This is a genomic window from Shewanella alkalitolerans (assembly GCF_019457575.1).
In the GTDB taxonomy this organism is placed as follows: Bacteria; Pseudomonadota; Gammaproteobacteria; order Enterobacterales; family Shewanellaceae; genus Shewanella; species Shewanella loihica.
The window spans coordinates 1,572,606-1,595,111 of the sequence record NZ_CP080422.1 but is presented as its reverse complement, the minus strand read 5'-3'; the positions used below and the strand labels follow the sequence as shown (position 1 = coordinate 1,595,111).

At 55.6% G+C, this 22,506-nt stretch carries 18 protein-coding genes; 12 read left to right on the top strand and 6 right to left on the bottom strand.

All coding sequences use genetic code 11. The features are described 5' to 3' along the window. The first annotated feature begins 291 nt into the window (after positions 1 to 291). The 12 genes from K0J45_RS07095 to K0J45_RS07040 all read left to right on the top strand — a co-directional run bounded on the left by K0J45_RS07095 (position 292) and on the right by K0J45_RS07040 (position 15,120). A complete protein-coding gene (locus K0J45_RS07095) occupies positions 292 to 1,530 on the top strand; it encodes a PP2C family protein-serine/threonine phosphatase (RefSeq protein ID WP_220044794.1) in 1,239 nt (412 codons plus the stop codon). After that, positions 1,527 to 1,919, top strand: coding sequence for an ATP-binding protein (locus K0J45_RS07090; protein ID WP_220044793.1), 393 nt, complete (start codon positions 1,527 to 1,529; stop codon positions 1,917 to 1,919). Before K0J45_RS07095 ends, K0J45_RS07090 begins: the two co-directional genes overlap by 4 nt. A gap of 392 nt (positions 1,920 to 2,311) precedes the next feature. Further along, on the top strand, positions 2,312 to 2,671 hold the full coding sequence (locus K0J45_RS07085; RefSeq protein WP_220044792.1) for an STAS domain-containing protein: 360 nt from the start codon (positions 2,312 to 2,314) through the stop codon (positions 2,669 to 2,671). A gap of 11 nt (positions 2,672 to 2,682) precedes the next feature. Further along, complete coding sequence (locus K0J45_RS07080; RefSeq protein ID WP_220044791.1) at positions 2,683 to 4,011, top strand: polysaccharide biosynthesis/export family protein; 1,329 nt, start codon at positions 2,683 to 2,685, stop codon at positions 4,009 to 4,011. A 16-nt stretch (positions 4,012 to 4,027) separates the two neighbouring features. Then, the gene (locus K0J45_RS07075) at positions 4,028 to 5,443 is read left to right on the top strand and encodes a GumC domain-containing protein (RefSeq protein WP_258406783.1); all 1,416 of its coding nucleotides are present in this window, start codon (positions 4,028 to 4,030) and stop codon (positions 5,441 to 5,443) included. After that, the gene (locus tag K0J45_RS07070) at positions 5,398 to 6,702 is read left to right on the top strand and encodes an O-antigen ligase family protein (RefSeq protein WP_220044790.1); all 1,305 of its coding nucleotides are present in this window, start codon (positions 5,398 to 5,400) and stop codon (positions 6,700 to 6,702) included. Before K0J45_RS07075 ends, K0J45_RS07070 begins: the two co-directional genes overlap by 46 nt. 281 nt (positions 6,703 to 6,983) lie before the next feature. After that, the gene (locus K0J45_RS07065) at positions 6,984 to 8,282 is read left to right on the top strand and encodes an oligosaccharide flippase family protein (protein WP_220044789.1); all 1,299 of its coding nucleotides are present in this window, start codon (positions 6,984 to 6,986) and stop codon (positions 8,280 to 8,282) included. Beyond that, the gene (locus K0J45_RS07060; RefSeq protein ID WP_220044788.1) at positions 8,279 to 9,325 is read left to right on the top strand and encodes a glycosyltransferase family 2 protein; all 1,047 of its coding nucleotides are present in this window, start codon (positions 8,279 to 8,281) and stop codon (positions 9,323 to 9,325) included. The genes K0J45_RS07065 and K0J45_RS07060 overlap by 4 nt, the downstream gene beginning before the upstream one ends. Before the next feature lie 394 nt (positions 9,326 to 9,719). Then, positions 9,720 to 11,783, top strand: a complete 2,064-nt coding sequence (locus tag K0J45_RS07055; protein ID WP_258406782.1) for a WecB/TagA/CpsF family glycosyltransferase — start codon at positions 9,720 to 9,722, stop codon at positions 11,781 to 11,783. A gap of 21 nt (positions 11,784 to 11,804) precedes the next feature. Then, positions 11,805 to 13,268: a sugar phosphate nucleotidyltransferase gene (locus K0J45_RS07050; protein ID WP_220044787.1), complete on the top strand. Its 1,464-nt coding sequence runs from the start codon at positions 11,805 to 11,807 to the stop codon at positions 13,266 to 13,268. 100 nt (positions 13,269 to 13,368) lie between these two features. After that, the gene (gene tagD / locus K0J45_RS07045; RefSeq protein WP_220044786.1) at positions 13,369 to 13,785 is read left to right on the top strand and encodes a glycerol-3-phosphate cytidylyltransferase; all 417 of its coding nucleotides are present in this window, start codon (positions 13,369 to 13,371) and stop codon (positions 13,783 to 13,785) included. Between the two features lie 33 nt (positions 13,786 to 13,818). Then, a complete protein-coding gene (locus K0J45_RS07040; RefSeq protein ID WP_258406781.1) occupies positions 13,819 to 15,120 on the top strand; it encodes a CDP-glycerol glycerophosphotransferase family protein in 1,302 nt (433 codons plus the stop codon). Positions 15,121 to 15,155: 35 nt separating this feature from the next. On the opposite strand, the gene cysC is transcribed toward K0J45_RS07040, so the two are convergent. The 6 genes from cysC to rfbA all read right to left on the bottom strand — a co-directional run bounded on the left by cysC (position 15,156) and on the right by rfbA (position 22,461). Continuing rightward, complete coding sequence (cysC, locus tag K0J45_RS07035) at positions 15,156 to 15,785, bottom strand: adenylyl-sulfate kinase (RefSeq protein ID WP_220044785.1); 630 nt, start codon at positions 15,783 to 15,785, stop codon at positions 15,156 to 15,158. Between the two features lie 62 nt (positions 15,786 to 15,847). After that, the gene (locus K0J45_RS07030; RefSeq protein WP_220044784.1) at positions 15,848 to 17,575 is read right to left on the bottom strand and encodes an SLC13 family permease; all 1,728 of its coding nucleotides are present in this window, start codon (positions 17,573 to 17,575) and stop codon (positions 15,848 to 15,850) included. Positions 17,576 to 17,736: 161 nt separating this feature from the next. Further along, positions 17,737 to 19,146, bottom strand: coding sequence for a sulfate adenylyltransferase subunit CysN (gene cysN / locus K0J45_RS07025; RefSeq protein ID WP_220044783.1), 1,410 nt, complete (start codon positions 19,144 to 19,146; stop codon positions 17,737 to 17,739). 65 nt (positions 19,147 to 19,211) lie between these two features. Next, the gene (gene cysD / locus K0J45_RS07020; protein WP_220044782.1) at positions 19,212 to 20,117 is read right to left on the bottom strand and encodes a sulfate adenylyltransferase subunit CysD; all 906 of its coding nucleotides are present in this window, start codon (positions 20,115 to 20,117) and stop codon (positions 19,212 to 19,214) included. Between the two features lie 535 nt (positions 20,118 to 20,652). Continuing rightward, positions 20,653 to 21,396 carry a phosphatase gene (locus tag K0J45_RS07015; RefSeq protein WP_220044781.1) on the bottom strand — a complete coding sequence of 248 codons (744 nt, stop codon included), beginning with the start codon at positions 21,394 to 21,396 and terminating at the stop codon, positions 20,653 to 20,655. A gap of 168 nt (positions 21,397 to 21,564) precedes the next feature. Then, positions 21,565 to 22,461 (bottom strand): glucose-1-phosphate thymidylyltransferase RfbA, encoded by an 897-nt coding sequence (gene rfbA / locus K0J45_RS07010; protein WP_220044780.1) that lies wholly within the window; start codon positions 22,459 to 22,461, stop codon positions 21,565 to 21,567. Positions 22,462 to 22,506 lie beyond the last annotated feature (45 nt).

Below are 22,506 nucleotides of genomic sequence, written 5' to 3'. Positions count from 1 at the left end.
AAGTGACCTCTACCCAAGTGCGCCGCGCCTCCCTGCTGTCCGATGAAGATCAACACCTTAGGTCTCACTATGAATGCAAGCCTCGCATTTTGCAATTTAGCCAATGGTGTAAACCCCGTCATGATTAAGTTGCTAACCCCAGACAAAGAGTCGCTATTACATTGAATAGATTGATGAATAAGTAGGTAGATAGATGAAGCCAAGGCGCAATGGCACAGAAGTTGTTAGTCATGCACTAAGCACTATATCCACTGCGCTATGTTTACTGCCCAAGGACCAGGAGTCGCCATCATGAAACAGCCAAGCCAGCCCGCCGCACTCTCGGTACTCGTCGTCGAAGACAGCAGCTGTGAGCGCCTGATGATAGTGAGTCTGGTGCGCCAGCTCGGCTTTGCGGTATCCAGCTGTGATAACGCGCAGCAGGCATTGGAGCAGCTGCAAGAGACAAGCGTGGATATCATGATCAGTGACTGGCGCATGCCGGGCATGAGCGGCATCACCCTGTGCCAAAGAGTCAAAGGGCTAAGTCAGCCGCCGTTTATCATACTGCTCACGGGCAAGAACCGAACCGAGCATATGATCCAGGGCATTGAAGCCGGCGCCGATGACTTTATCGCCAAACCCTTTCAGGCCTCGGTGCTCAAGGTGCGCCTGCTGGCGGCCAAGCGTCTGGTGAATCTGCAGCGCAACCTGGCGGTGCAGAACCATAAGCTACACAGATCGATGCAGATCCAGGAGAGATACCTTGGGCAACTCAAGGAAGATCTCACCAGCGCGGCGCAGCTGCAACGGGCGCTCTTGCCGCCGCAGGATCAACACCTCAACCTTTGGCAGATAAGCTCTCACTTTCAACCCGCCACCAGCCTGGCCGGCGATATCTTTCAATGTTTTGCCATAGATGAAAGCCATCTGGGGTTTTATCTTTTGGATGTGGCCGGTCATGGCATCGCCGCCTCCATGCAGGGTTTCACCCTGGCGCAGCAGCTGTCACGCCAGCGCGCCGACTGGGAGTCCCTGGACAGCGCCAGGCTCGTCACCCGGCTCAACCAGTTATTTGATGATCCCCAGCAGTGCGGCCGTTTCGCCACACTTATCTTAGGCATAGTCAACTGCCAGAGTGGCGAGCTAGACCTGACCAACGCCGGCCATCCCGCGCCGCTGCTGCTGGACAATCGAGGCAGCGACACGCTCGACGCCGAGCCTCAGCTCCCCATTGGCATCGACAGGCACTACCAGTATCACAGCAGCCGCTATTATCTGAGACCGGATCAGCGGCTGCTGCTCTACTCCGACGGTCTCTTTGAGAGTCGTCACCCCAAATTTGGCGAGTTTGGTCAGGCCAGGCTCAAGCGGCTCTGTCATCGGGCAAGCAGCCTGAGCGCCGAGGCGTTGATCAGGCATCTCACCCATAAGGCCAAGCTGTGGCAGCAATCGAGTCCCCAGGACGATACCTCACTGTTGCTACTCACCTTTCATCGCCGCGCCGCGGCGCCGGCAGCGTTATACACCCAAGGGAGGAAAAGCGCATGAACAGCCTAACATTCACCCTGACAGACAAGGCCTGGCAGCAAGATCTGCTCTGCCTGGAACTGGAACAATTCATGTTGCAAAACAGCGTCCTTAAGCAGGAACGCTTCAAGGTGGTCACCTGCATCCTGGAGGCGCTTGGCAACAGCATTAAACACGCCAGCAGCGAGCTGAGTGACATCACGGTGATCCTGCACTGCGACCACGACAAGATCACCGTAGATTTGCTAGACAAGCGCCCGCCCCATCAGACGAGCTGCGAGCCAAACTGCCCTCAACCCATGGCAGGCTCCGGCCGCGGCCTGTGGATAATGAACAGCTGGATGGATCAGGTGAGGTTTCAACCTTCGGTGCAGGGCAGTCACCTGCGTCTCAGCCTGCTGCGCCGCTGACTTTAGATCATGGTTTAGGCGCGCGAATAGACGCGCGCCTAAACTAGGTCAACTCCCTCTTTCTTTAAAGCTGCTTGACTCGCATCCCACCGCTTAAGCCACTTTTCTCCAGCCCATACTCTCAAACCTTCCTCTAATGCCTCTCTAAACCGACACCTTGGTGAAGATAATCTCAGCCTTGCCAATGCAAAAACGCGCAGGGGCGATGCAAATTGCAATGCACAATTCCAATGCCTTCGCTGAGCGTCGGTATAACAAGAACCAAAATATAGCTAACAATATGTAAATAAAGACTTTTAAAACTTGGCCTAGCTTGTGCAAAGCCTTAATCGTCCACCACCGAAAAAGTGAGTGACCCAATCCACTAAGATGGCATCGCCAAGGAGTCGACTATGAAATTTATCCCCTTAGCCCATCACAACGCCGCCATGGTGGTGTTGCCGAGTCAGGTGATCATGTCCCAAACCGCCACCCTGCGCATGGCCATCATCCGCCAGCTGGAGAGTGGCAGCCACAGGCTGGTCATGGATCTGAGTCAGGTGGAGTATATCGACTCCAGCGGCCTCTCTATCCTGATCTCTGTGCTGAAGAAGGCCAAGCAGCTGGGCGGTGATGTGGTGCTGCTCTCCCCAACTCCTGGGGTGCGCGCCCTGATCGAGCTGACCCGGCTGCACCAGATCTTCACCCTGTTCGAAAACCGTGAGGCGGCCTGCGAATATATCTGCTCGCCTGCCTCGGCCAAGGCCTCATAGGGAGACACGCCATGTTGTCATTTCAGTTCGGCGCCTATCGGCCAAAAAAGCAAGCGAGTGAGCAAGCGAGTAAGCAAGCAAGTGAGCAACAAAGCGGCTCTTCATTGAGTGGCCATGCCTCTTTGCTCATCTTCTTGCTAGCACTCGCCTCGCTCGCCGGCTGCGTCACCCCGGCCCAGCCCAAACAGCAGGCCTTGTGTCAGCACCAGCTTGATAGCCAGCCCCAGGACTGCCACTACTATGATGACATGGTGCCCTACAGCCGCCGCTATAGTGAGCAGAAAGATAACAGTAGCCCAAATCAAGACACCCTCAGAGATCTGGAGGCCGCAGGCGGTGAGCCCCAATTCTATTCCTTAGATAGCCTAAGCGCTCCCAGGCTGTCGGCTGGAGATCGTCTCAAGATCCAGATCCTTAACGGCGAGGAGTTTAGCGGCGATGTGGAGGTCAATGCCGACGGCTACATCTACCTGCCCTACCTCAACGCCATTCGGGCGGAAGGCGTCGCCATCCCTGAGCTGAAACAGGCGCTCAGCGACGAGCTGATTAAGGAGCAACTCATGCTGGCCGGCACGGTGCGGATCAGCATAATGCCGCTGCAATGGGGGGCGATTAACATTCGCGTCTCAGGCGCCGTCTATGAGCCGGGGCAACACAAGATCAACCGCCACAGCGAGGTGGATATCGCTGAGCAGCACGCCAACTTTCATGGCGATAACGCCCAAGGTCGCAGCCTGACCAAGGCGCTGCGCTCCTCTGGCGGCGTGCGCCCCGACGCCGATATTCGCCAGGTGGTGCTTACCCGTCAGGGCAAACAGTATCGGCTGGATCTTAGCGGTATCCTCAGCGGCAAGGAGGTCGACAACCTCATCTTGATGTCCGGGGACCATATTCATGTGCCCGAAACCCACTATTTCGATGACAGCTTGGCGCGCCCGTCGCAGATCACCATTCCCGGGATCCGGGTGTTTATCTCTAACCTGACCCAACCGGCCAGCAGCAACTCTCAGTCGGCAGTGGATACCGAGGCGACCCGATTTCCCTACGGCACCCGGCTGCTGAGCGGCGCCATCGCCGCCAACTGCATGGGCGGCGCCCAGAGCACCAACGCCTCGCGCCACGTGATACTGATCACCAAGAATCCCATGAGCGAGCAGATAGATGTGGTGGAGCGATCTCTGAGCAGCCTCATCAGCCACTCCTATCAACCCGAGATCAATCCCGTGCTCCTGCCGGGTGACGGCCTGGCCTGCTACGACTCCCGCGTCACCAACCTTCGCGAGGTCGCCCGTACCCTGACGGATCTCTTAGTGCCCGTCAGCCTGTTAGGCCTGCTTTAACCGGTAAAGGATGACCATGATGACTACGCCAGCCGCCCCTTCCAGCCTTGCCAAACTTAAGCACTTCCTGGTGACGGGCAGCAAGATGCCCCTCAACCGACGTCGCTGGGTCTACATCAAGACGGCCCTGGGCGCACTGGCGCTGATCTGGGGTCTGGTGGGGCTGTTTCTGCTGTTGGCGCCGCCGCGTTACGTGAGCAAGTGGACCCTGATCCTCCCCGGCGCCGGCGCCGGGGCTCAGGTTAGCCTGGACAGCATAGGCCACGCCAGCAGCTCATCAAGCTCTCCCTATCTCAGCAGCGCCATAGATCCCAGAGAAAACTACAAGGCGCTGGCCAGCAGCGAGGTGCTGCTCGCCGCCGCAGCCAGCAGCCTGAGCCTAGCTCCCGGCGAGCTGGGCAAACCTAAGCTTAAGCTGCCCAATCAGACCGGGCTGATGGAGTTTAGCCTGGTCAGCCGCGACGCCGAAAGCGCCCAGCAGAAGGCCTGGGCCCACTATCATGCCCTGCAGCGCCTGCTCGAGACCCTGCGGGAAGATGAGATCAGCCAGCGGGAAAACGGCATCAAGCTGGGGATCGAGGGCTTTGCCCAGAAGGTGAGCCTGAGCCAGCAGAAGATCCTCGCCTTTCAGTCAGAGATAGGCCTGGTATCGCTGGATCAATTCAAGGAGCTGGCGCTGACCATAGAGCGGCTGCGTCACAAGCGGGTGACCATGGTCGCCAAACAGCAGGGGATGCTCGCCAGCCGCGGCCAGCTGCAGGCCCATCTGGCGCTCTCGCCGGAGCAGGCGGCGGACTTGCTCAAGCTCAAGAATGACCAGCTGTTTCAGCAGTTACTTGTGCTCTACACCGACGCCACCACTATGCTGGCCAAATTCGGCGGTCAATACGGCAACAAGCATCCTCAGGTGGTCACCCAGCGCCACCAGCAACAGACACTGTTCGCCTCGCTACAGCGTCGCTGCCAGCACCTGCTTGGCTACCGCGACGATGAGCTGATGCTTAAGCTGTCCGCCGACGATCTCGACAGCCGGGCACAGCTGATGCAACAGCTACTCAACCTCTCCACCGAGGTGCAGGGGCTGACTCAGGAGATCGCCACCTTAGATGAGCAGATCGCCAACTGGAACGATCGCCTGGCCCACAGCAACGACGATGCGGCTAAGCTCGAGGATCTCCACAGGGAACATCAGCTCGCCACGGCTGTGTTTACCTCGGCCTTGGCCAAGATGGATGTGGGTAAGGCCGACATCTACTCGGCCTATCCCTTGGTGCAGCTGCTGGCGGCCCCCAGCCTGCCCCTCAAGCAAGATCCCATGCACAAACTCCTGGCGCTGATCGGCGGCGCCCTCAGCTCCCTCATGGCAATCGGAGGCCTGGCGGTATTATGGATACGCAAACCTATCATGCAGCGAATAGTGACGAAAAGTTAGTCTACCGAGCGATCACCTGGACCTATGGCTTCTGGTTGCTGGGCGCCATGTATCTGGTCGCCCCTGTGATTGGCTGGGTCTTGCTGCTGCGCATGCTCAAACGCTACACCTTCGACGGCGCCCACTATCGCATCTCCATGGCGCAGAAGGCCTGGTTGCAGGGGATGTTCATCATGTTGCTGGTGCTGATCATTGGCCATCTGGAGCAGGCGCTGGGGATCCCTAAGCTGATAAAATCTTCCATCGGCTGGGCCAAGGGTTGGGCGCTGATCGCCATCTTCCCCCTGTTGGGAGCGCTCGATATTCGCCCCAGTATTATCTATCGCGCCCTCTGTGTGGTAGGCAAACACACCCTAATGCTGCTGCCGCTGTTTGTGATCGCCTGGCTGATAAAGCTCCCCAGCACCCTATACGTGTCGCCCCTGAGCATAGTGGGCGGCCCAGGGCCCGAGTTCTTCAGCGTCAGCCTGTATGAGATAGACCCGGGTAGCGGCACCCCGCGCTGGCGCCTGTTCACCCCTTGGGCACCTGCGCTCGGGCTGATGGGCAACCTGGTCAGCCTGGGGGCCTTGCAGGAGTTAACCCCTAAGTTTCGCCGTTATGGCCTGGGCGGCGGCCTTGTGATGATCCTCATCTCCCAGTCGCGCCTCGCCATCATCTGTTATCTGTTTATCCTGGGCTTCTTCGCCCTGATCCGCTGGCATCGCTCCCCCTGGCTCTACCTGCTCGCCAGCCCAGTCACCCTGCTGGGCGGCATGGTGGGCACACAGGTTATCGAATCCATCGACAATACGATTCATGCGGTAAAGGCCGCCAGGGCGGGCTCCACCCGGGTGCGTCAGGAGCTGGCCAACATCGCCCTGGAGCGCTGGGCCAACGAGGCTGTGCTCTGGGGCCATGGCATCGTCGAGCGCGGCCCCCATCTGGTGGAATATATGCCCATCGGCTCCCACCACACCTGGTATGGTCTGCTGTTTGTCAAAGGCATAATCGGCGCTATTGCCCTGGCCCTGCCCCTGGGTATCGGCATCTTAAGCCTGCTAAGACCCGCCCTTAACAGTCCCCTGTGCGCCACCGCCCTGGCATTTCTTAGCATGTTGCTCCTCTATACCTTCGGCGAGAACCTGGAGATCTTGGCCTACCTCTTCTGGCCCGGCCTCATCTTGGTGGGGCTGGCCCACAAACAGACCGCCCAGGACGATCAAATCGGCTCCCAGATAGCGGCGGCCGAATCTGCGACGGCTAGCCAGCCGATCTAGGCACTTAATTGAAAGATTGAAAATGAAGACACAAGGCAAAATGCGAACGCTACGTCTGCTGCTTTGCAAAATGCCTCCCTGGGAGTATTGCCGCAATAGAGCCTCTTAGATGAAAAGATAAATACCAGATTAAAAACAATTAGTTAGATGTTTAACGATGTGATTTAAAAATGTGGCACAGATAGTGAAATGACCAAGAGAGATCTAAAGCTAGTAGCAAGGCAGGTCAACTCGACAACAGCCGCGGCGGAAATGGCGCAGGACGCACAAGGGGAAATCAGATGAACAACATAACCCATCTCTTTATCAGGCTCTCAGAGCAGCGCCTCGCCAACGCCCTCTTCTGGCTGGGCTCGGCGCAGATCTTGGGCCGTATCGTCAGACTTGGCGCCAGCATCATCATCGCCAGGCTGCTGACCCCAGAGGTGTTCGGAGAGGTCGCCATCATACTCACCTGCTTCGAACTGCTGGTCACCCCAACCCGGCGCATCAGCTCTGCAGCCCTTATCAAGATGGATAGCTCTGACTATATTGCCAGCCTGGACAGCGCCAACCGCCTCAACTGGCTCGCCTGCCTGAGCGCCTTAACCATCATGTGCCTGCTGAGTCTTCCCCTGAGCCTCTACTATCACAAACCCAGCCTCATCGCCCCCATGTTATTGATGGCCAGCAGCTATCTCTTGCTGCCCTTCGGCATGCTGTACGCGGCGCAGAACCTCAAACATAACCGCATGCGAATCGTCGGCCGCGCCGTGCTGTGGCAGACGCTGTTCGATGGCACGCTCACCGCCCTTTTAGCCCTTTGCGGCCTAGGCATCTGGGCCATCATAATGCCTAAGGTGTTGGCCGTGCTCGTCTGGATCTGGGTGCACAGGCAAGACAACCCACTGCCACATCACAGAGGTATTAAACCCAGCTCGCTACCAGCGGGCATGACAACACCGCAGATGGCGCGCTTCGGCGTGCAGATAGGCCTTAGCGATCTGCTGCTCTTTTTGCGCCAGAACATAGACTATCTATTGATCGGCTACCTGCTGGGCGTCGAGGCGCTGGGCATCTATTTCTTTGCCTTCAACGCCAGCCTGGGGATCAGCATGGGGCTTATCCAGAGCTACGGCACGGCGCTCTACTCACACCTGTGCGCCGGCGAGGATAAGGCCACTCACTACCTTAAATCCCTGAAATTAATCGCCGGGATCAGCTTGCCGATCATCACGTTACAGGCGCTGCTGGCCCCCTGGTATCTGCCCCTGGTGTATGGCCAGCAATGGATAGATGCCGGCGCCCTGCCCATCTTCCTGCTGCTCTGCCTAAGCGGTCTCACCCGTCCCCTCGGTGAGGCCGCCAGCCAGCTGTTGATCGCCCTGGGCAAGAGCCGATTCAACCTCATCAGCAATGGCGCCTTTACCGCGCTGCTGATGCTGGCCATCTTGCTCGCCAGTCCGTGGGGGCTGGTCGGTATCGCCACGGCGGTACTCGCCTTGCACCTCACAGTGCTGCCCCTGTTTTCCCTCTATCTATACCTCAGCTTGCCCGCCTTCGCGCCGTCGAGCCCTAGCCTTCAAGGAGAGTCATTATGAGTCCTACCGTTTCCGTTGTGATGCCCGTCTACAATGTGCAGGCCTTCGTGGGTGAGGCGATCGAATCTGTGCTAGCACAGCGCTATACCGACTTCGAGCTGATCTTGGTCAACGACTGCGCCACAGATAACAGCCTCAAGATCTGTCAGCAGGTGCAAGACAGACGGGTGCGCATAGTGCAGCACAAGGTCAACAAAGGGCTGGCCGCCGCCCGCAACACGGGCGTGCGTCACGCCATCGGCAAGTATGTGGCCTTTCTCGATTCCGACGACAAATGGCACCCCGACAAACTGGCACGCCATGTGGAGCATCTGGGCAGACACCCCTTGGTAGGGATCAGTTTCTCCCGCTCCGCCTTCATGGAACATGACGGCACCCCGACAAACTTCTATCAGATGCCCCAGTTGAACGGCATAGACGCGGCCCACCTCCTGTGCCGTAACCCGGTCGGCAACGGCTCGGCGCCAGTGATCCGCCGCGAGACCCTGAACGCTATCCGCTTTCAAATCCGCGACGGCGAAGGCCTGCAGAGCTGCTATTTCGACGAGAGTTTTCGCCAGTCGGAAGATATCGAGTGCTGGCTGCGAATCGTTGCCACCACCAGCTGGCTGATGGCAGGGATCCCCGAGCCGCTCACCTACTATCGTCTCAACCCTGCCGGGCTGTCGGCGGACGTCAACAAGCAGTTGGCCTCCTGGGAGAAGATGATCACCAAGGCACGCCTGTTTGCCCCCAAGGTACTGAAACAGTACGAGCGTCATGCCCGCGGCTATCAGCTGCGCTACCTGGCGCGCCAATCGATCCGTAGCGGCAACGGCAAGATGGCGGTGCACATGGTAAACCGCGCCTTGATCCATGCGCCGCAGATCCTGCTAAAGGAGACGGGACGCACCCTCACCACCCTGGGCGCCGCCTACCTGTTATGGCTGCTGCCTAAGCCCCTGTACCAGGCCTGTGAGCAGCTGGGGCAGGAGATCATCGGCAGGCGTCAGCGCCAACGGATCGCCAAAGATGGGGTCAAGGGGTCGCTTATCTCTCAGTAACCGTTTTCACAGTAACAGTTTTCACAGTAAGCGTTTTTTCATCACTGCGTCGCCCACTGCCAGCATGAGTGGGCGGCTCCTTTTCAACGGAGCAAAGCAATACAGCTTAGACACAGTGACAAGTCTGCGAATACCTGACTAATGCCTAGCTAAAGCCTAGCTATACCTCGCCAATGCCTTGCAAAGGCTAAACGGAAAGAATTGCAATACGCGATGCAGGGCGCAATCCGCCCCACTTCAAGATGCGAAAAGACAGCAAGCAAAAATCACTAACCACCTGTTTTACAACAGATATTAAAATTGGCATCCCTTGTGCTATCTAGCCTGTAGACATGATTCATTTTTTAAAGCGAATTAACAAGAGCCTGGCCAGTCAAGCAAGAGGAGCTTCACCATGGGAAATGAGATGCGCGCCGCCCAGTCGGTCACCACCAGCAGCATTGCCAACAAGGAGCATAATGTCACAGAGGCCAGCTTGGCGAGCAAGCCTACTTCTATACCGACCATGGTGCGCGCCATAGACCTGGTGCTGCTGATGCTAATTCTGCCCATCTGGGCGCCGCTCCTGTTGGCGTCAATGGCCTATTGCAGACTCTTTCGTGGCCAGGCGCTGGAGACCATCTACTTCTTCGATGGCCAGAGCCGGGTTCGCCCACTCTATCGACTCTATCAAGGGACTCACCTCGCCGCCCTGCCGAGCATTTGGAACCTTATCAGAGGCGATGTCAGCCTAATAGGCGATCGCCTGCAGCTGGCATTGACTCAGGCACCAGACGCGCCATCTCGCCCAGGCCTCATCAATTTTGAGCACCTCTACCTAAGAATGGGGCTGAGTTATGAATCACCAGAAGCGGCGATAGACGGCGCCTTTTTAAGTCCTCAGGGCTATCTGCTGGCGCTAGTGCGCACGCTGACCATGACACTGCTGGCGCCAAGCCTGCCTGGCAGTCGCCACAGCCTCTCCCTGTTTGGGCTTAAGATTGCCAATCTCAGCATGAATCAGCTGCTTGAGCGTATGCTCGCAGCCTGTGAGCGGCAAGGCGCTATGGAGCGCTACTGCTTCGTCAACGCAGATTGTATGAACATCAGTTGCGATAATAGGGCCTATCATCACAACCTGACCCAGGCCGATCTAATCCTGGCCGATGGCCTGGGACTTAGGCTCGCCAGTCGCCTTAAGGGCACGCCGCTTGGGGATAACCTCAACGGCACCGACATGTTCCCGTTGTTGTGTGAGCGCCTGGCCAAATCCGGCCACGCCATCTACCTACTGGGTGGCCGCCCAGGCATCGCCCAGCTGACCGCCGACAAGATGCAGGCCAGATATCCGGCGCTCAATATCGCCGGCACCCATCATGGCTATTTAGATTCAGAGCAGGAGACGGCTAAGGTGATCGCGCAGATCAACGCCTCCAAGGCCAGCATACTCCTGGTGGCCATGGGCGCGCCGCAGCAAGAATTCTGGCTGGCCAAACACCAGGCACAGCTCAATGTCGCTGTGGGCATAGGCGTTGGCGGCTTGTTCGACTTCTACTCGGAGCGCATCATACGCGCCCCGCTTTGGGTCCGTCAGATAGGCATGGAGTGGATAGCCCGCCTGCTGGCTGAGCCCGCGCGCATGTGGCGCCGCTACCTGCTGGGAAACCCCAGGTTTCTCTATCACGTACTCATTGAGACCATCTCAAAGACCATCTCAATCAAGCTACGCCGGGCCCCGCACTCTTCTCAGGCTCAAACTCGAAATAAAACTCAAGCGGGCCAGGCGGCCTTGGCTCGCCAAATAAGCACGCCGAGACTTGATGGTCGCACTCAAAGTGCGCAGCTAAAACGTAGCGCACACGCCCTGAGGCTCAGCCTTAATCGCATCAGCAAGCGCCTGCTAGATATCCTGGGCGCAGGCATACTGCTTATTCTGCTCACGCCACTGCTGCTGCTCACCGCACTGCTGATCCGCCTCGAATCACCTGGGGTCATCCTCTACAGCCAGCAGCGCGCGGGCCTCAACAACAAGCCCTTTACCATGTGGAAGTTTCGCTCCATGTACCAGGATGCCGAGGCACGCCTGGCGGCGCTCAAGGCCAGCAATGAGATGGATGGCGGCGTGCTGTTTAAGATGAAGCGCGATCCCCGCATCACACGTATCGGCAAGCTGATCCGCAAGGCCTCTATCGATGAATTGCCGCAGCTATGGAACGTGCTCAAGGGGGAGATGTCGCTGGTCGGCCCCCGCCCGGCGCTGCCCAGCGAGGTGAGTCAGTACAGCCTTAGCGATCGCCGCCGCCTGTCGGTGAAACCCGGCATTACCTGCATCTGGCAGGTCAGCGGCCGCTCGGACATCCCGTTTGACAAGCAGGTGCTGCTGGATGTGGATTACATCTACCAGCAATCCCTGTGGGCCGATATCCGTTTACTGCTAAAAACCATACCCGCCGTGCTGTTCGCCAGGGGCGCCTATTAATCTGTTGTGGAGAGCAACCTTATGCAAGCCATCATCTTAGCCAATCGTTCGGGTCATGAGTTAACGCCGCTGGATCAATACTACTGCCCTGCGCTGCTGCCCGTGGGCAATCGCGCGCTGATTGAGTACACCCTGGACGATCTCAGTAATGCAGGTATCACCCAAGTCAAACTGGTTCTGGGCCCACAGGCCGGCGACATCGAAGCGCTGCTTGGCAAGGGCGAGCGCTGGGGACTCGATATCGACTACTTTCTCTGTAGAGCGGATGAGCCAGCATCCGAGGTGATATCCCGCCTGCAGTTAACGCCGGAGCAGCCTGCCCTGCTGCTTAGGGGCGATATACTGCGCACGCCAGTGATAAAGGAGTTCATTGGCTTTGCCAAGCAGTTTCCCAAGGAGCTGGTCAGCGCCAAGATAAGCGGCATGCCCACTGGGATGATCATGCTCCCCGGCGCCAGCGCCAATCTGGACCATCTCAACTGGCCGCTCATCGCCCATCCCAGCGCTACTACCAGCAAGCCTCAGGGGGTCACCCTGGTACTCCATGGCCACCAGCAACACCTAGACAGCCTGAACGACTACCTGGCCGCCAACCTCAACCTTGCCAGCAATCGCCTGGCGAGGCTCAGACCCCAACAGCGCTTTCAGGCCTATGATAATGGCGGCGGGTGTTATCTGGCACAGAAGGTACGGTTTAACGGCGCGGCCAATGGTCAGGGCATGATAGGACAGCGCAGCCAGCTCGATGACAACGTGCGCCTGGATGGCGACTTCGTGATTGGCGAGCACTGTCTCATCGATGCCGGCGCCCAGCTCAGCGACAGCCTGATACTGCCTAACACCTATGTGGGACGCGACCTCAACCTTCATAGGGCGATCGTCTGTCAAAGCCTGCTGATCAATCTGGAGCACCAGGGCTATATCAGCATAGAAGATGCTAGCCTCATCGCCCCCAATCGCGCGGCGCAGCATCACCAAGGCATGACTTTTAGTGCCAATGACATAAGCAGAGTAAGGCTGAGTGACAGACTGCTCGCGCTAGCACTCCTGCTACTGACGCTGCCGCTACAACTGGCCATAGGCGCCTACCTTGCCATTCTGTCCAGGCAGCCACTGATTAGCAACCAGTACCCAACCAATGACAAAGGGTTAGGTTTCAGGCTCAAGCGCTGGCAAGTCACAAACCCACTGCTGGCCAGCCTGCCGGGCCTGACTCAAGTGCTCAAGGGTAAGCTCGCCCTCTTTGGCGATAGCCCTGATTGCAAAGCCGATTACAGCCCTGCCGACAATGGCAATTTACATGAACTCGGCGCGACCGTAGGGCTATGGGGACCGGTACAGCTGCTGCTCCCGAACGATGCGCCGCTGGAAGAGAAACAGCTGGTCGCCCTTAGCTTTAACGCCGAACCGGGCAAGCTGAAATACCTGAGGCTCATGGCGAGCTGCTTCGCCCAGCCGGCACGCTTATCGCGCGCCAGCGCCTAGGGTGAGCTGACGAGTAACGATAACAAAGCTCACCGATGCAAATACGACACTATGACTCGTTCAAATAAACGTGAATATCTATAGGGATAAGGAGCGCAAGATGAAAACCATCATAACCTACGGCACCTTCGATCTGTTCCACTATGGTCATGTGCGCCTGCTCGCCAGGCTCAAGCAACTTGGCGACAAGCTGATCGTCTGCGTCTCTACCGACGAGTTTAATGCCCAAAAGGGCAAGGCCGCCTTCTTCAGCTACCAGCAGCGCGCCGAAATAGTGGCCGCCTGCCGCTATGTGGATCTCGTGCTGCCCGAGACCCACTGGGGCCAGAAAGTCACTGACATTGAAAAATATAATGTCGATATCTTCGCTATCGGCGATGACTGGCAGGGACATTTCGACCATCTTAAACACCTGTGTGAGGTGATCTACCTGCCCCGCACCGACGAGATCTCGACAACCGAAATAAAAAACGATCTCGCCTTTTTACGGCCCTTTCCCGACGCCTCAAACGATTAAAGCGGCTCAGACTAACGAGACTTAGGAGGCGGTATGAAGCGACTATTGGTTATCATGAGACTGTCTAGGGCCAAGCTAGTGTCACTGATAAAAGCGCTGTTCACCCAGGGCATCTATCAGCTGTCAGCCTTCACCCCCCGCAGCAACAAGGCGGTCTTTGGCAGCTATAAGAATCGTTTCACCGACAATAGCAAGTACCTCTACCTGCACTGGCGCCGCGAGGCCTTTATCCGCTGCATCTGGATAAGCGGCGACAAAGCCCTGATTAAACGCCTCCAAGCCCAGGGCCATGAGGCCTACGCTCGCCGCTCCCTGCAAGGTATTTATCACTGCCTGACGGCAAAGTATTACTTTTACAGCAGCTATCTGGGGGATATTAATCAACATCTGGGTAAGGGGGCGGTAAAGGTGAACCTCTGGCACGGCTCGCCAATGAAGAAGATTGAGTTCGATATCGACTCTGGCCCGCTGACCGAGATCTACCACTCCCACAAGCCTGCCAGGCTCCATTACCATCAGCAGCATATTCGCCCGGATCTGATGCTCAGCCCCAGCGTTCAGATGAGTCGCTGCTTCCAAAGCGCCTTTCGGCTCAAGCCCGAGCAACTGCACAGGGCCAGTTATCCACGTACCGATTATTTTAGCCGCTACCCAAGCGCGGCAACGCCTCTCAGCCAGCTGATTGGCCATCCCTTTAAGCAAGCGATTCTCTACGCTCCCTCCTGGCGTGACACAGGCCTTAAAAAGCAAGCCAGCCAGACCAGTCCCTATGACCAGGCCTTTAACTGGGCCAAGCTTTCGGCGAGCCTGCGGGCCAAGGGTCAGGTGCTGCTGCTAAGGTTTCACCCCAACGAGGCCCATCTGGCCGGGCGCTACAGCCATTTTGCCAACATCATAGATATCTCCCAAAGAGAGGATGTGTACGATATTCTTGGCCAGATAGACCTTTTGATCACTGACACCTCATCGCTGTTTATCGATGCCCTCTACCATGGCTTAACTTTTCGTCTCTACGACTTGGATAGCGGCAAACAGAGCCTGCATCAGCAACTAGAGCAAGCGGTAACAGCCGAGCGCAGCCTGTATGACTACGCCGCATCACTCCCCTTGTTGGATAAGACGCGTGCCCACCATTGGCATCTTAAGGATTTTGGCGAGCTGCTGACATTTATAGCCGCGGGAGACTTTAGCGTGAAGGCAGAAGAGATTGAGGATTATCGCCAGCTGGTCGAAACCTACTGGCAGGCGGATGCGCCGAGCAGTTTCGGCGCCTTGGAGCAATGGATGAGGCAAACGAGCGGCCAGACACACTGGGTCGGCGCTCAAGAGGCCTAGGCCGACTCGAGCCAAGTGCTCAGCCAGAGTTTTAGCTAGGCCATCAGCCCCTGCTGAACTAAGTAATCTACCACCTGCTGTGCACATTCTTCTATTGTCTGCTCGGCGGTTTTGACATGCACCTCGGGGGAAATCGGCGCCTCATAGGCTGAATCGATACCGGTAAAGTGTTTAATCTCACCGGCGCGCGCCTTCTTGTAGAGCCCTTTGGGATCGCGCTGTTCACACACCTCAAGCGGCGTATCGATGAAGACCTCGATAAACTGATGGGCCGCCAGCAGATCTCTAACTAGCTGACGATCGGCACTAAATGGCGAGATAAAGGCGGTTGATACCAGAGTGCCAGCATCGACAAACAGCTTGGCCACCTCGCCGATACGGCGGATGTTCTCGACCCTGTCCTCATCGGAAAAGCCCAGGTCGCCGTTGAGCCCATGGCGCACATTATCGCCATCGAGTACATAGGTGGTACAGCCTCTGTCATGGAGCAGACGGTCAACCGCGTTGGCTACCGTCGACTTACCCGAACCGCTCAGGCCGGTAAACCAGAGCACGGCGCCTTTGTGGCCGTTGGCCTGCTCGCGCTCTGCGTGAGTCACGCTGGCCTGATGCCACTGAACATCGCTGGATTTCACATTAACATCGACTGTCTTATAGGGGAACATCGGCTTTCCTTAACGGGTTAACTGCAATCACGATGGACGAAACTCATCGTCTCGCCCCTCGTCTAAAACGGGAAAAACAAGGGCACTGTCAGTAGGACTATGGCCCCATAGGTCAGGCTCACGGGCACGCCTACCTTAACAAAATCCATCAGGCGATAGCGACCGGCGTTATACACCATAAGGTTGGTCTGATAACCATAGGGGCTGATGAAGCTGCCGCTGGCGGCAAAAGCCACCGTCATCACGAAGGGTAAGAAGTCCACCCCGAAGCCCAGTGCTATGCTGTAGGCGATAGGGAACATCAGCGCCGCCGCCGCGTTATTGGTAATGAGCTCTGTCATCAGCCAGGTGGCGAGATAAACCAGCAATAACGCCAGCATCAGATGTTCTTTCTCCGCCGTCCCCTCTACCCAGCTGGCCACCAGCTCGGCCACACCGCTGTTGACCAGGGAATGGGAGAGCAAGATGGCCGAGGCCACCACCAGCCAGATATCCACCGGGAAGCGGCGCACCACTTCGTTGACGTTAAGGCACTGAGTGAAGATCAACACACCCAGCAGCAGCAACATCCCTTGGAGCATTTCCACCACGCCTGTTGCGGCGAGCACCAGTGTCAGCACGAAGCCACCGATAGAGATCCACGCCTTCTTGCCATTGTTACGGGTCTCGGGCTCGACGCCACTGATGACAATAAAGTTCTTGCTGATGTTGTGGCGGGTAAGGAAGTCCTTACCGACGGCCAGCACTAAGAAGTCGCCCGCCTTGATCTGCACCTCGCCGAGCTTACCCGAGATCTCTTCACCGTCACGGCGAATGGCCACGGCGGCAGCGTCAAACAGGGCGCGAAACCCCGCCTTCTTCATGGTCTTGCCCACCAGCACGCTCTCCTGCTTTACCACCACTTCGGTGAGGTTGCTGTCGAGCAGGCCATTTTTTTCGGCAAACATCTCAAGGCCAGAGAACTGGCTAAGCTGCATCACCTTGGCGATATCGCCGCTGAAGATCAGCCTGTCATCCTGCTGCAGCACCTCGGTGGGCGTCACCGGGCTGATGAGGCGGCCATTACGCACCACCTCGACTAGGAACAAGGATTCGAGATGTCTCAGACCGTTATCCTCTACCGAGCGGCCAATCAGCTCAGAACCTGCCACTACCTTGGCATCGATAAAGTAGCCCTTGGAGCAGGCCTCTTGGTGAGCGATATCCGGCAGCCATCTGGAGGCGATACGCAGCACCAGACCACAGCCCAGCACCAGCAAGGCACCGATGGCGGTGAAAGAGAAGAAAGAGAGCGACTGACCTGAGGCATCAATCACCATACTGTTGACGATAAGGTTGGTCGAAGTCCCCACCAGGGTCAGGGTACCGCCCAGTATCGCCGCATAAGACAGGGGGAGTAATAACTTACTCGCCACATGGTGCGGGTTATTGCGAATCGGCGACAACAGGGTGGCCACCACGGCGGTATTGTTGAGCAGGGCCGAACTCAGCGCCGTCATGCCGTACAGGCGTAGCCAGGTGGTACGGTAGCCGCTGACGATCACCTTGGCGGCGATGACCCGCAGCAGCCGGGTCTTCTCCAGCGCAAAGGAGCAGAGGATCAGCAGCACCAAGGTCACCAGGCCTGGGTTAGACATGCTGGAGAGCAGTTGCTCCTTGGTCACCAGATTAAACGCCACCAACACCAGCAGGGTCACGCCAAACACCAGCGCCGGCCGGTTTTGGAAACGCACCAACCCCACGATAGTCGCGAGGAAGATGGCGATGGTGAGATAAGCGTTAAATGTCATAGTTTGCTTTCTTAAGCCTCAGGCTAGCGGTCGCAAATCGGTGTTCGTCATCAAAACGATATTAAACACCGTACTTAGTGCTAGCCCTTGGCCTCAACTGTCCATAACAGATATCAGCGACTAATGTCTTTCACTAACATCTGCCACTAAGATATAAGTAATTAGGCCTTGGATATATCCTTCACACCCCAGTGCGGGAAATGCTTACGCACTAAGGCGTTCATCTCCAGCTCGAAGGCCGAGATCTCACGTTGCTTGCCCTTGCCTGCGTCAATTGCCTTGCGGATCATGCCCGCGCCCACTGTCACATTGGTGAGCCTGTCGATGATGATAAAGGCGCCGGTGGCACGGTTATCTTCATAGGCGTCAAACTGCACAGGCTCGGTAACCGAGAAGTGACAGTTGCCCATCTCGTTCAGTGCCAACTGCTGGGCGCTGTGCTGGGTCAAATGGTTGATATCCACCTTGTAGTTGATGGCATCGGCATAGCCGTATACCGCCTTGCTGCCAAGCTTAAGCGCATACTCTCTGTCGACACAAAGGGGCTCTTCGGTCATCCACACCACGTCGGCCTCGAAATGAGTGGTCGAGTTCGGCTTATCGTGAGGGCGCACCAACATGTCGCCGCGGCTGACGTCTATCTCATCGGTAAGGGTGAGTGTCACCGCCTGCCCTGCCACTGCCTTTTCAAGCTCACCATCGAAAGTCACGATTGACTTGATGCGGCTCTCTTTGCCTGACGGCAAGGCGGCGATGGTGTCGCCGACACGGATCTCGCCCGATGACACCGTGCCGCAGAAACCCCGGAAATCCAGGTTTGGACGATTAACGTATTGCACCTGAAAGCGGAAGGATTCGCTCCTGTCCTGCTCGACGGAAACCGTGTTAAGTAGCTTGATCAGGGTCGAGCCTGGATACCAGGTCATGTTCTCGCTCTCGTTCACCACGTTATCGCCCTTGAGCGCCGAGATCGGCACGAAACGCACGTCGGTAAAGGCAAGATCTTTGGCAAACTCGCGATAGGCCTTCTTGATCCCCTGATAGATCCCTTGGTCGTAGCCGACCGCATCCATCTTGTTGATGGCGATGATTACGTGCTTGATACCCAGTTGTGAGCAGATATAGCTGTGACGACGTGTCTGTACCTGCACCCCGTGACGGGCGTCGATCAGGATAATCGCCAGATCGGATGTCGAGGCACCAGTGGCCATGTTGCGGGTGTACTGCTCGTGGCCTGGGGTGTCGGCGATGATAAATTTACGCTGCTCGGTGGCAAAGTAGCGGTAGGCCACATCGATAGTGATCCCCTGCTCGCGTTCAGACTGCAGACCATCGACCAGAAGCGCCAGGTCGAACGCCTGATCTGTAGTGTTAAATCGCTTGGAATCTTTCTCGATAGCCGCCATCTGATCTTCGAAGATCATCTTGCTATCGAACAGCAAGCGGCCGATCAGGGTCGACTTACCATCATCCACGCTGCCACAGGTCAAGATACGCAACATATCTTTGTTTTCGTGAAGCTTTAGGTAACCTTCGATGTCGGTCTGCAATAATGTGTTTTCAGTCGTCATGGTATTTCTCGTATTCGTTATCTGCTGCGTACCTGGCCAATGGGCCGTCAATGCGATGCCTTAAGTTAGAAGTAACCTTCCATCTTCTTCTTTTCCATCGAGCCGGCGGAGTCGTTATCGATCACCCGTCCCTGACGCTCTGAGGTAGTACACAACAACATCTCCTGAATAATTTCCGGCAGGGTTGTCGCCTGAGATTCGACGGCGCCGGTGAGCGGATAACAGCCTAGGGTTCTGAAACGCACCATCTTCTGCTCTACGGCTTCACCAGGCTCGATCTCCATACGCTCATCATCAACCATGATCAAGGTGCCATCACGCTTCACCACCGGACGTGGCTCGGCGAGATACAGTGATGGGATCTCGATATTTTCCAGATAGATATATTGCCAGATATCCAGCTCGGTCCAGTTAGACAGCGGGAACACCCGGATACTCTCGCCCTTGTCGACCTTACCGTTATAAATGTTCCACAGCTCGGGACGCTGATTCTTAGGATCCCAGCGGTGCTTGCTGTCACGGAACGAGTAGACGCGCTCCTTGGCGCGGGACTTCTCTTCGTCGCGGCGGGCGCCACCGAAGGCGGCATCGAAACCATGCATGTCCAGCGCCTGCTTAAGGCCCTCTGTCTTCATGATATCCGTATGTTTGGCACTTCCATGGGTAAAGGGAGAGATGTTCATCTCCAGGCCACGGGGGTTCTTATGCACGATGAGATCGAAACCATACTGCTTGGCCATGCGATCGCGAAACTCGATCATCTCCTTGAACTTCCAGTTGGTGTCGACATGCAGCAAAGGAAACGGGATCTTGCCGGGATAAAATGCCTTGCGCGCCAGATGCAGCAACACAGAAGAGTCTTTACCAACGGAATAGAGCATCACGGGATTGTCAAACTCTGCGGCAACTTCACGCATGATCTGAATCGATTCAGCCTCGAGTTGTTTAAGATGGGTTTGCTGTGTAGACATATGGCTTTCCGTTTATCAAATTGCAATTCACCAAGGTCGCAACACTAATACGACCCAGCGCAGGGCATTGCTCAAAATGAGAGTTAAGGAAATCATACCAGCAGAAAATTGCTTTAGAAGTTATAAATATCAATTTATTTATACCAAAAACGAATATCAAGTAAGCAAAAATTTGGACGAATAAAGATCAGTTAGGCTGAGACTTGGAAGGTTAATCTTTAGGGCCTAGGGCTTGGGGCTTGGGGCTTGGGGCTTGGGGCTTGGGGCTTGGGGCTTAGGGCTTAGGGCTTAGGGCTTAGGGCTTAGGGCTTAGGGCTTAGGGCTTAGGGCTTAGGGCTTAGGGCTTAGGGCTTAGGGCTTAGGGCTTAGGGCTTAGGGCTTAGGGCTTAGGGCTTGGCAAGAATTGCCTGGCTAACGATAGGTCAACCATTGTCGAACAATTTCTCCAAACATCGCTTTACACGAAAAAACATAGAGAATGCACAGAGCAATGAGATTGCATCTATCTCATCACTCTCAAACCATCAACTTAAACCTATATAATCCCAGCGTAGTCATCCAGCCCTTTATGGCCTCTTGACGTTAGGAACTCCAGCAGGGCTTTGGGACTACGGTTGAGAATTCGCTCAACTGGGAAATCAACTTCCTGAATTAACTCAATCGCTTTATCAAAGCCCCCTAAACTGAAGGCAACATGGGAGTCTGACCCTAAGACCAAATAGCCTCCGGCCTCTTTTACTGCACGGGCAATTGCCGTGCAGTTTTTCAAGCTACCTTGTCGCGAGGTCAAAAATGAGGAGTTATTTATCTCAAGGGCAACATTATGGGCTGCGGCCGCTTCTGCAACACGCTTTATGTCGATGGGATAAGCAGGGTTACCAGGATGACTGATGATATCGACATTGCCACTTTCAATGCAATTGACTAACGCCTGAGTGTGGGTAGTTTGAGTGGATGGCGGAAAAACTGGCTCGTGAAATCCCGCTAGCACGATGTCTAATTCATTGAGATAACTACCAAAGAAATCAATATCACCATTTTCGTTTTTGATATTGGCTTCAATGCCTCTCAGCACACCAACACCATCGACAATACGAGGCAATACTCGCATGTTGACGAAATGCCAAAAATGAGGCGCATCAGCCATATCAGGCCCATGATCAGTAATGGCAAACAGCTTAATGCCCTTCTCTTTCGCCACAGCCAGATAATCATGAACCGTACTATAAGCATGGGTCGAAGCAATGGTATGGGCATGTACATCAACAAGAAACTTCATCGGCGATTCCGTTAGTAAGCGACTTGGCAAGAGAAGAAGTTAGGCAGTGTTTCTAGTCTACGTATTTAAACCGCATTTTCCATAACACAGCTCGCAGTTTAAAATCCTATTCATTGCTCAACACCTGAACCTCTTTATACCTAGATACCTGCGCTTTCACTCTTCTTACTATGTCACAGACTCTGTATCGCTTATCAAAGAGAGCAAATAGCGTCCATAACTATTGTTCAGCATAGGCTTGGCAAGACTATGAACATCCTCATTGGTTAGCCAGCCATTGCGCCAGGCTATCTCTTCAAGACAAGCCACTTTTAGACCCTGCACAGTTTCTATGGTTTGAACAAAAGATGAAGCTTGCTGCAGAGTGTCGAACGTACCGGTATCGAGCCAAGCAAAACCACGTCCCAATAATTCGACCTTTAGTTCACCGCGCTTTAGATAAGATTGATTAATTTCAGTAATTTCAAGCTCGCCACGTTTTGAGGGCTTTAACCCTTTAGCGATATCGATGACTTGATTGTCATAAAAATAGAGTCCGGTAACCGCCCAATTAGATCTGGGGACCGCCGGTTTTTCATCTATAGACAAGGCACTGAATTCAGAGTCAAACTCCACCACGCCAAATCTTTCGGCTTGGTCGACCTGATAGGCAAAGATAGTCGCTCCTACTGAATCTACATTGTTGAGGTCAGCTACTGTCTGTTTCAGTGTGAGACTGAACCCCTGCCCATAAAACACATTATCACCCAGCACCAGACACACGCTGTCGTTACCAATAAACTCCTCGGCAATGATAAAAGCCTGTGCAATCCCTTCAGGTTTTGACTGTACTTGATAGGAAAGCGAAATCCCAAAATTACTGCCGTCGCCGAGTAAGCGCTGAAATAGCATCTGCTCTTCAAGAGTCGTAATGATTAAAATATCACGGATACCCGCCAGCATAAGAACAGAGAGCGGATAATAGATCATTGGCTTGTCATACACTGGTAGCAGCTGCTTAGATACGCCACGTGTGATGGGATATAATCGCGTACCAGTACCACCGGCTAATAAAATACCTTTCATTATATCCCTCTCATTTGGTGTTAACTTAACGCTCTCAATAGATAA

Coding starts and splice junctions, on each gene's coding strand:
- cysN (WP_220044783.1), bottom strand. CDS start 19,146: ATGACGACTGAAAACACATTATTGCAGACCGACATCGAAGGTTACCTA.
- cysC (WP_220044785.1), bottom strand. CDS start 15,785: ATGTTCCCCTATAAGACAGTCGATGTTAATGTGAAATCCAGCGATGTT.
- tagD (WP_220044786.1), top strand. CDS start 13,369: ATGAAAACCATCATAACCTACGGCACCTTCGATCTGTTCCACTATGGT.
- K0J45_RS07075 (WP_258406783.1), top strand. CDS start 4,028: ATGATGACTACGCCAGCCGCCCCTTCCAGCCTTGCCAAACTTAAGCAC.
- K0J45_RS07015 (WP_220044781.1), bottom strand. CDS start 21,396: ATGAAGTTTCTTGTTGATGTACATGCCCATACCATTGCTTCGACCCAT.
- K0J45_RS07085 (WP_220044792.1), top strand. CDS start 2,312: ATGAAATTTATCCCCTTAGCCCATCACAACGCCGCCATGGTGGTGTTG.
- K0J45_RS07080 (WP_220044791.1), top strand. CDS start 2,683: ATGTTGTCATTTCAGTTCGGCGCCTATCGGCCAAAAAAGCAAGCGAGT.
- K0J45_RS07095 (WP_220044794.1), top strand. CDS start 292: ATGAAACAGCCAAGCCAGCCCGCCGCACTCTCGGTACTCGTCGTCGAA.
- K0J45_RS07070 (WP_220044790.1), top strand. CDS start 5,398: ATGGATACGCAAACCTATCATGCAGCGAATAGTGACGAAAAGTTAGTC.
- K0J45_RS07090 (WP_220044793.1), top strand. CDS start 1,527: ATGAACAGCCTAACATTCACCCTGACAGACAAGGCCTGGCAGCAAGAT.
- K0J45_RS07065 (WP_220044789.1), top strand. CDS start 6,984: ATGAACAACATAACCCATCTCTTTATCAGGCTCTCAGAGCAGCGCCTC.
- K0J45_RS07055 (WP_258406782.1), top strand. CDS start 9,720: ATGGGAAATGAGATGCGCGCCGCCCAGTCGGTCACCACCAGCAGCATT.
- K0J45_RS07040 (WP_258406781.1), top strand. CDS start 13,819: ATGAAGCGACTATTGGTTATCATGAGACTGTCTAGGGCCAAGCTAGTG.
- K0J45_RS07030 (WP_220044784.1), bottom strand. CDS start 17,575: ATGACATTTAACGCTTATCTCACCATCGCCATCTTCCTCGCGACTATC.
- cysD (WP_220044782.1), bottom strand. CDS start 20,117: ATGTCTACACAGCAAACCCATCTTAAACAACTCGAGGCTGAATCGATT.
- K0J45_RS07050 (WP_220044787.1), top strand. CDS start 11,805: ATGCAAGCCATCATCTTAGCCAATCGTTCGGGTCATGAGTTAACGCCG.
- K0J45_RS07060 (WP_220044788.1), top strand. CDS start 8,279: ATGAGTCCTACCGTTTCCGTTGTGATGCCCGTCTACAATGTGCAGGCC.
- rfbA (WP_220044780.1), bottom strand. CDS start 22,461: ATGAAAGGTATTTTATTAGCCGGTGGTACTGGTACGCGATTATATCCC.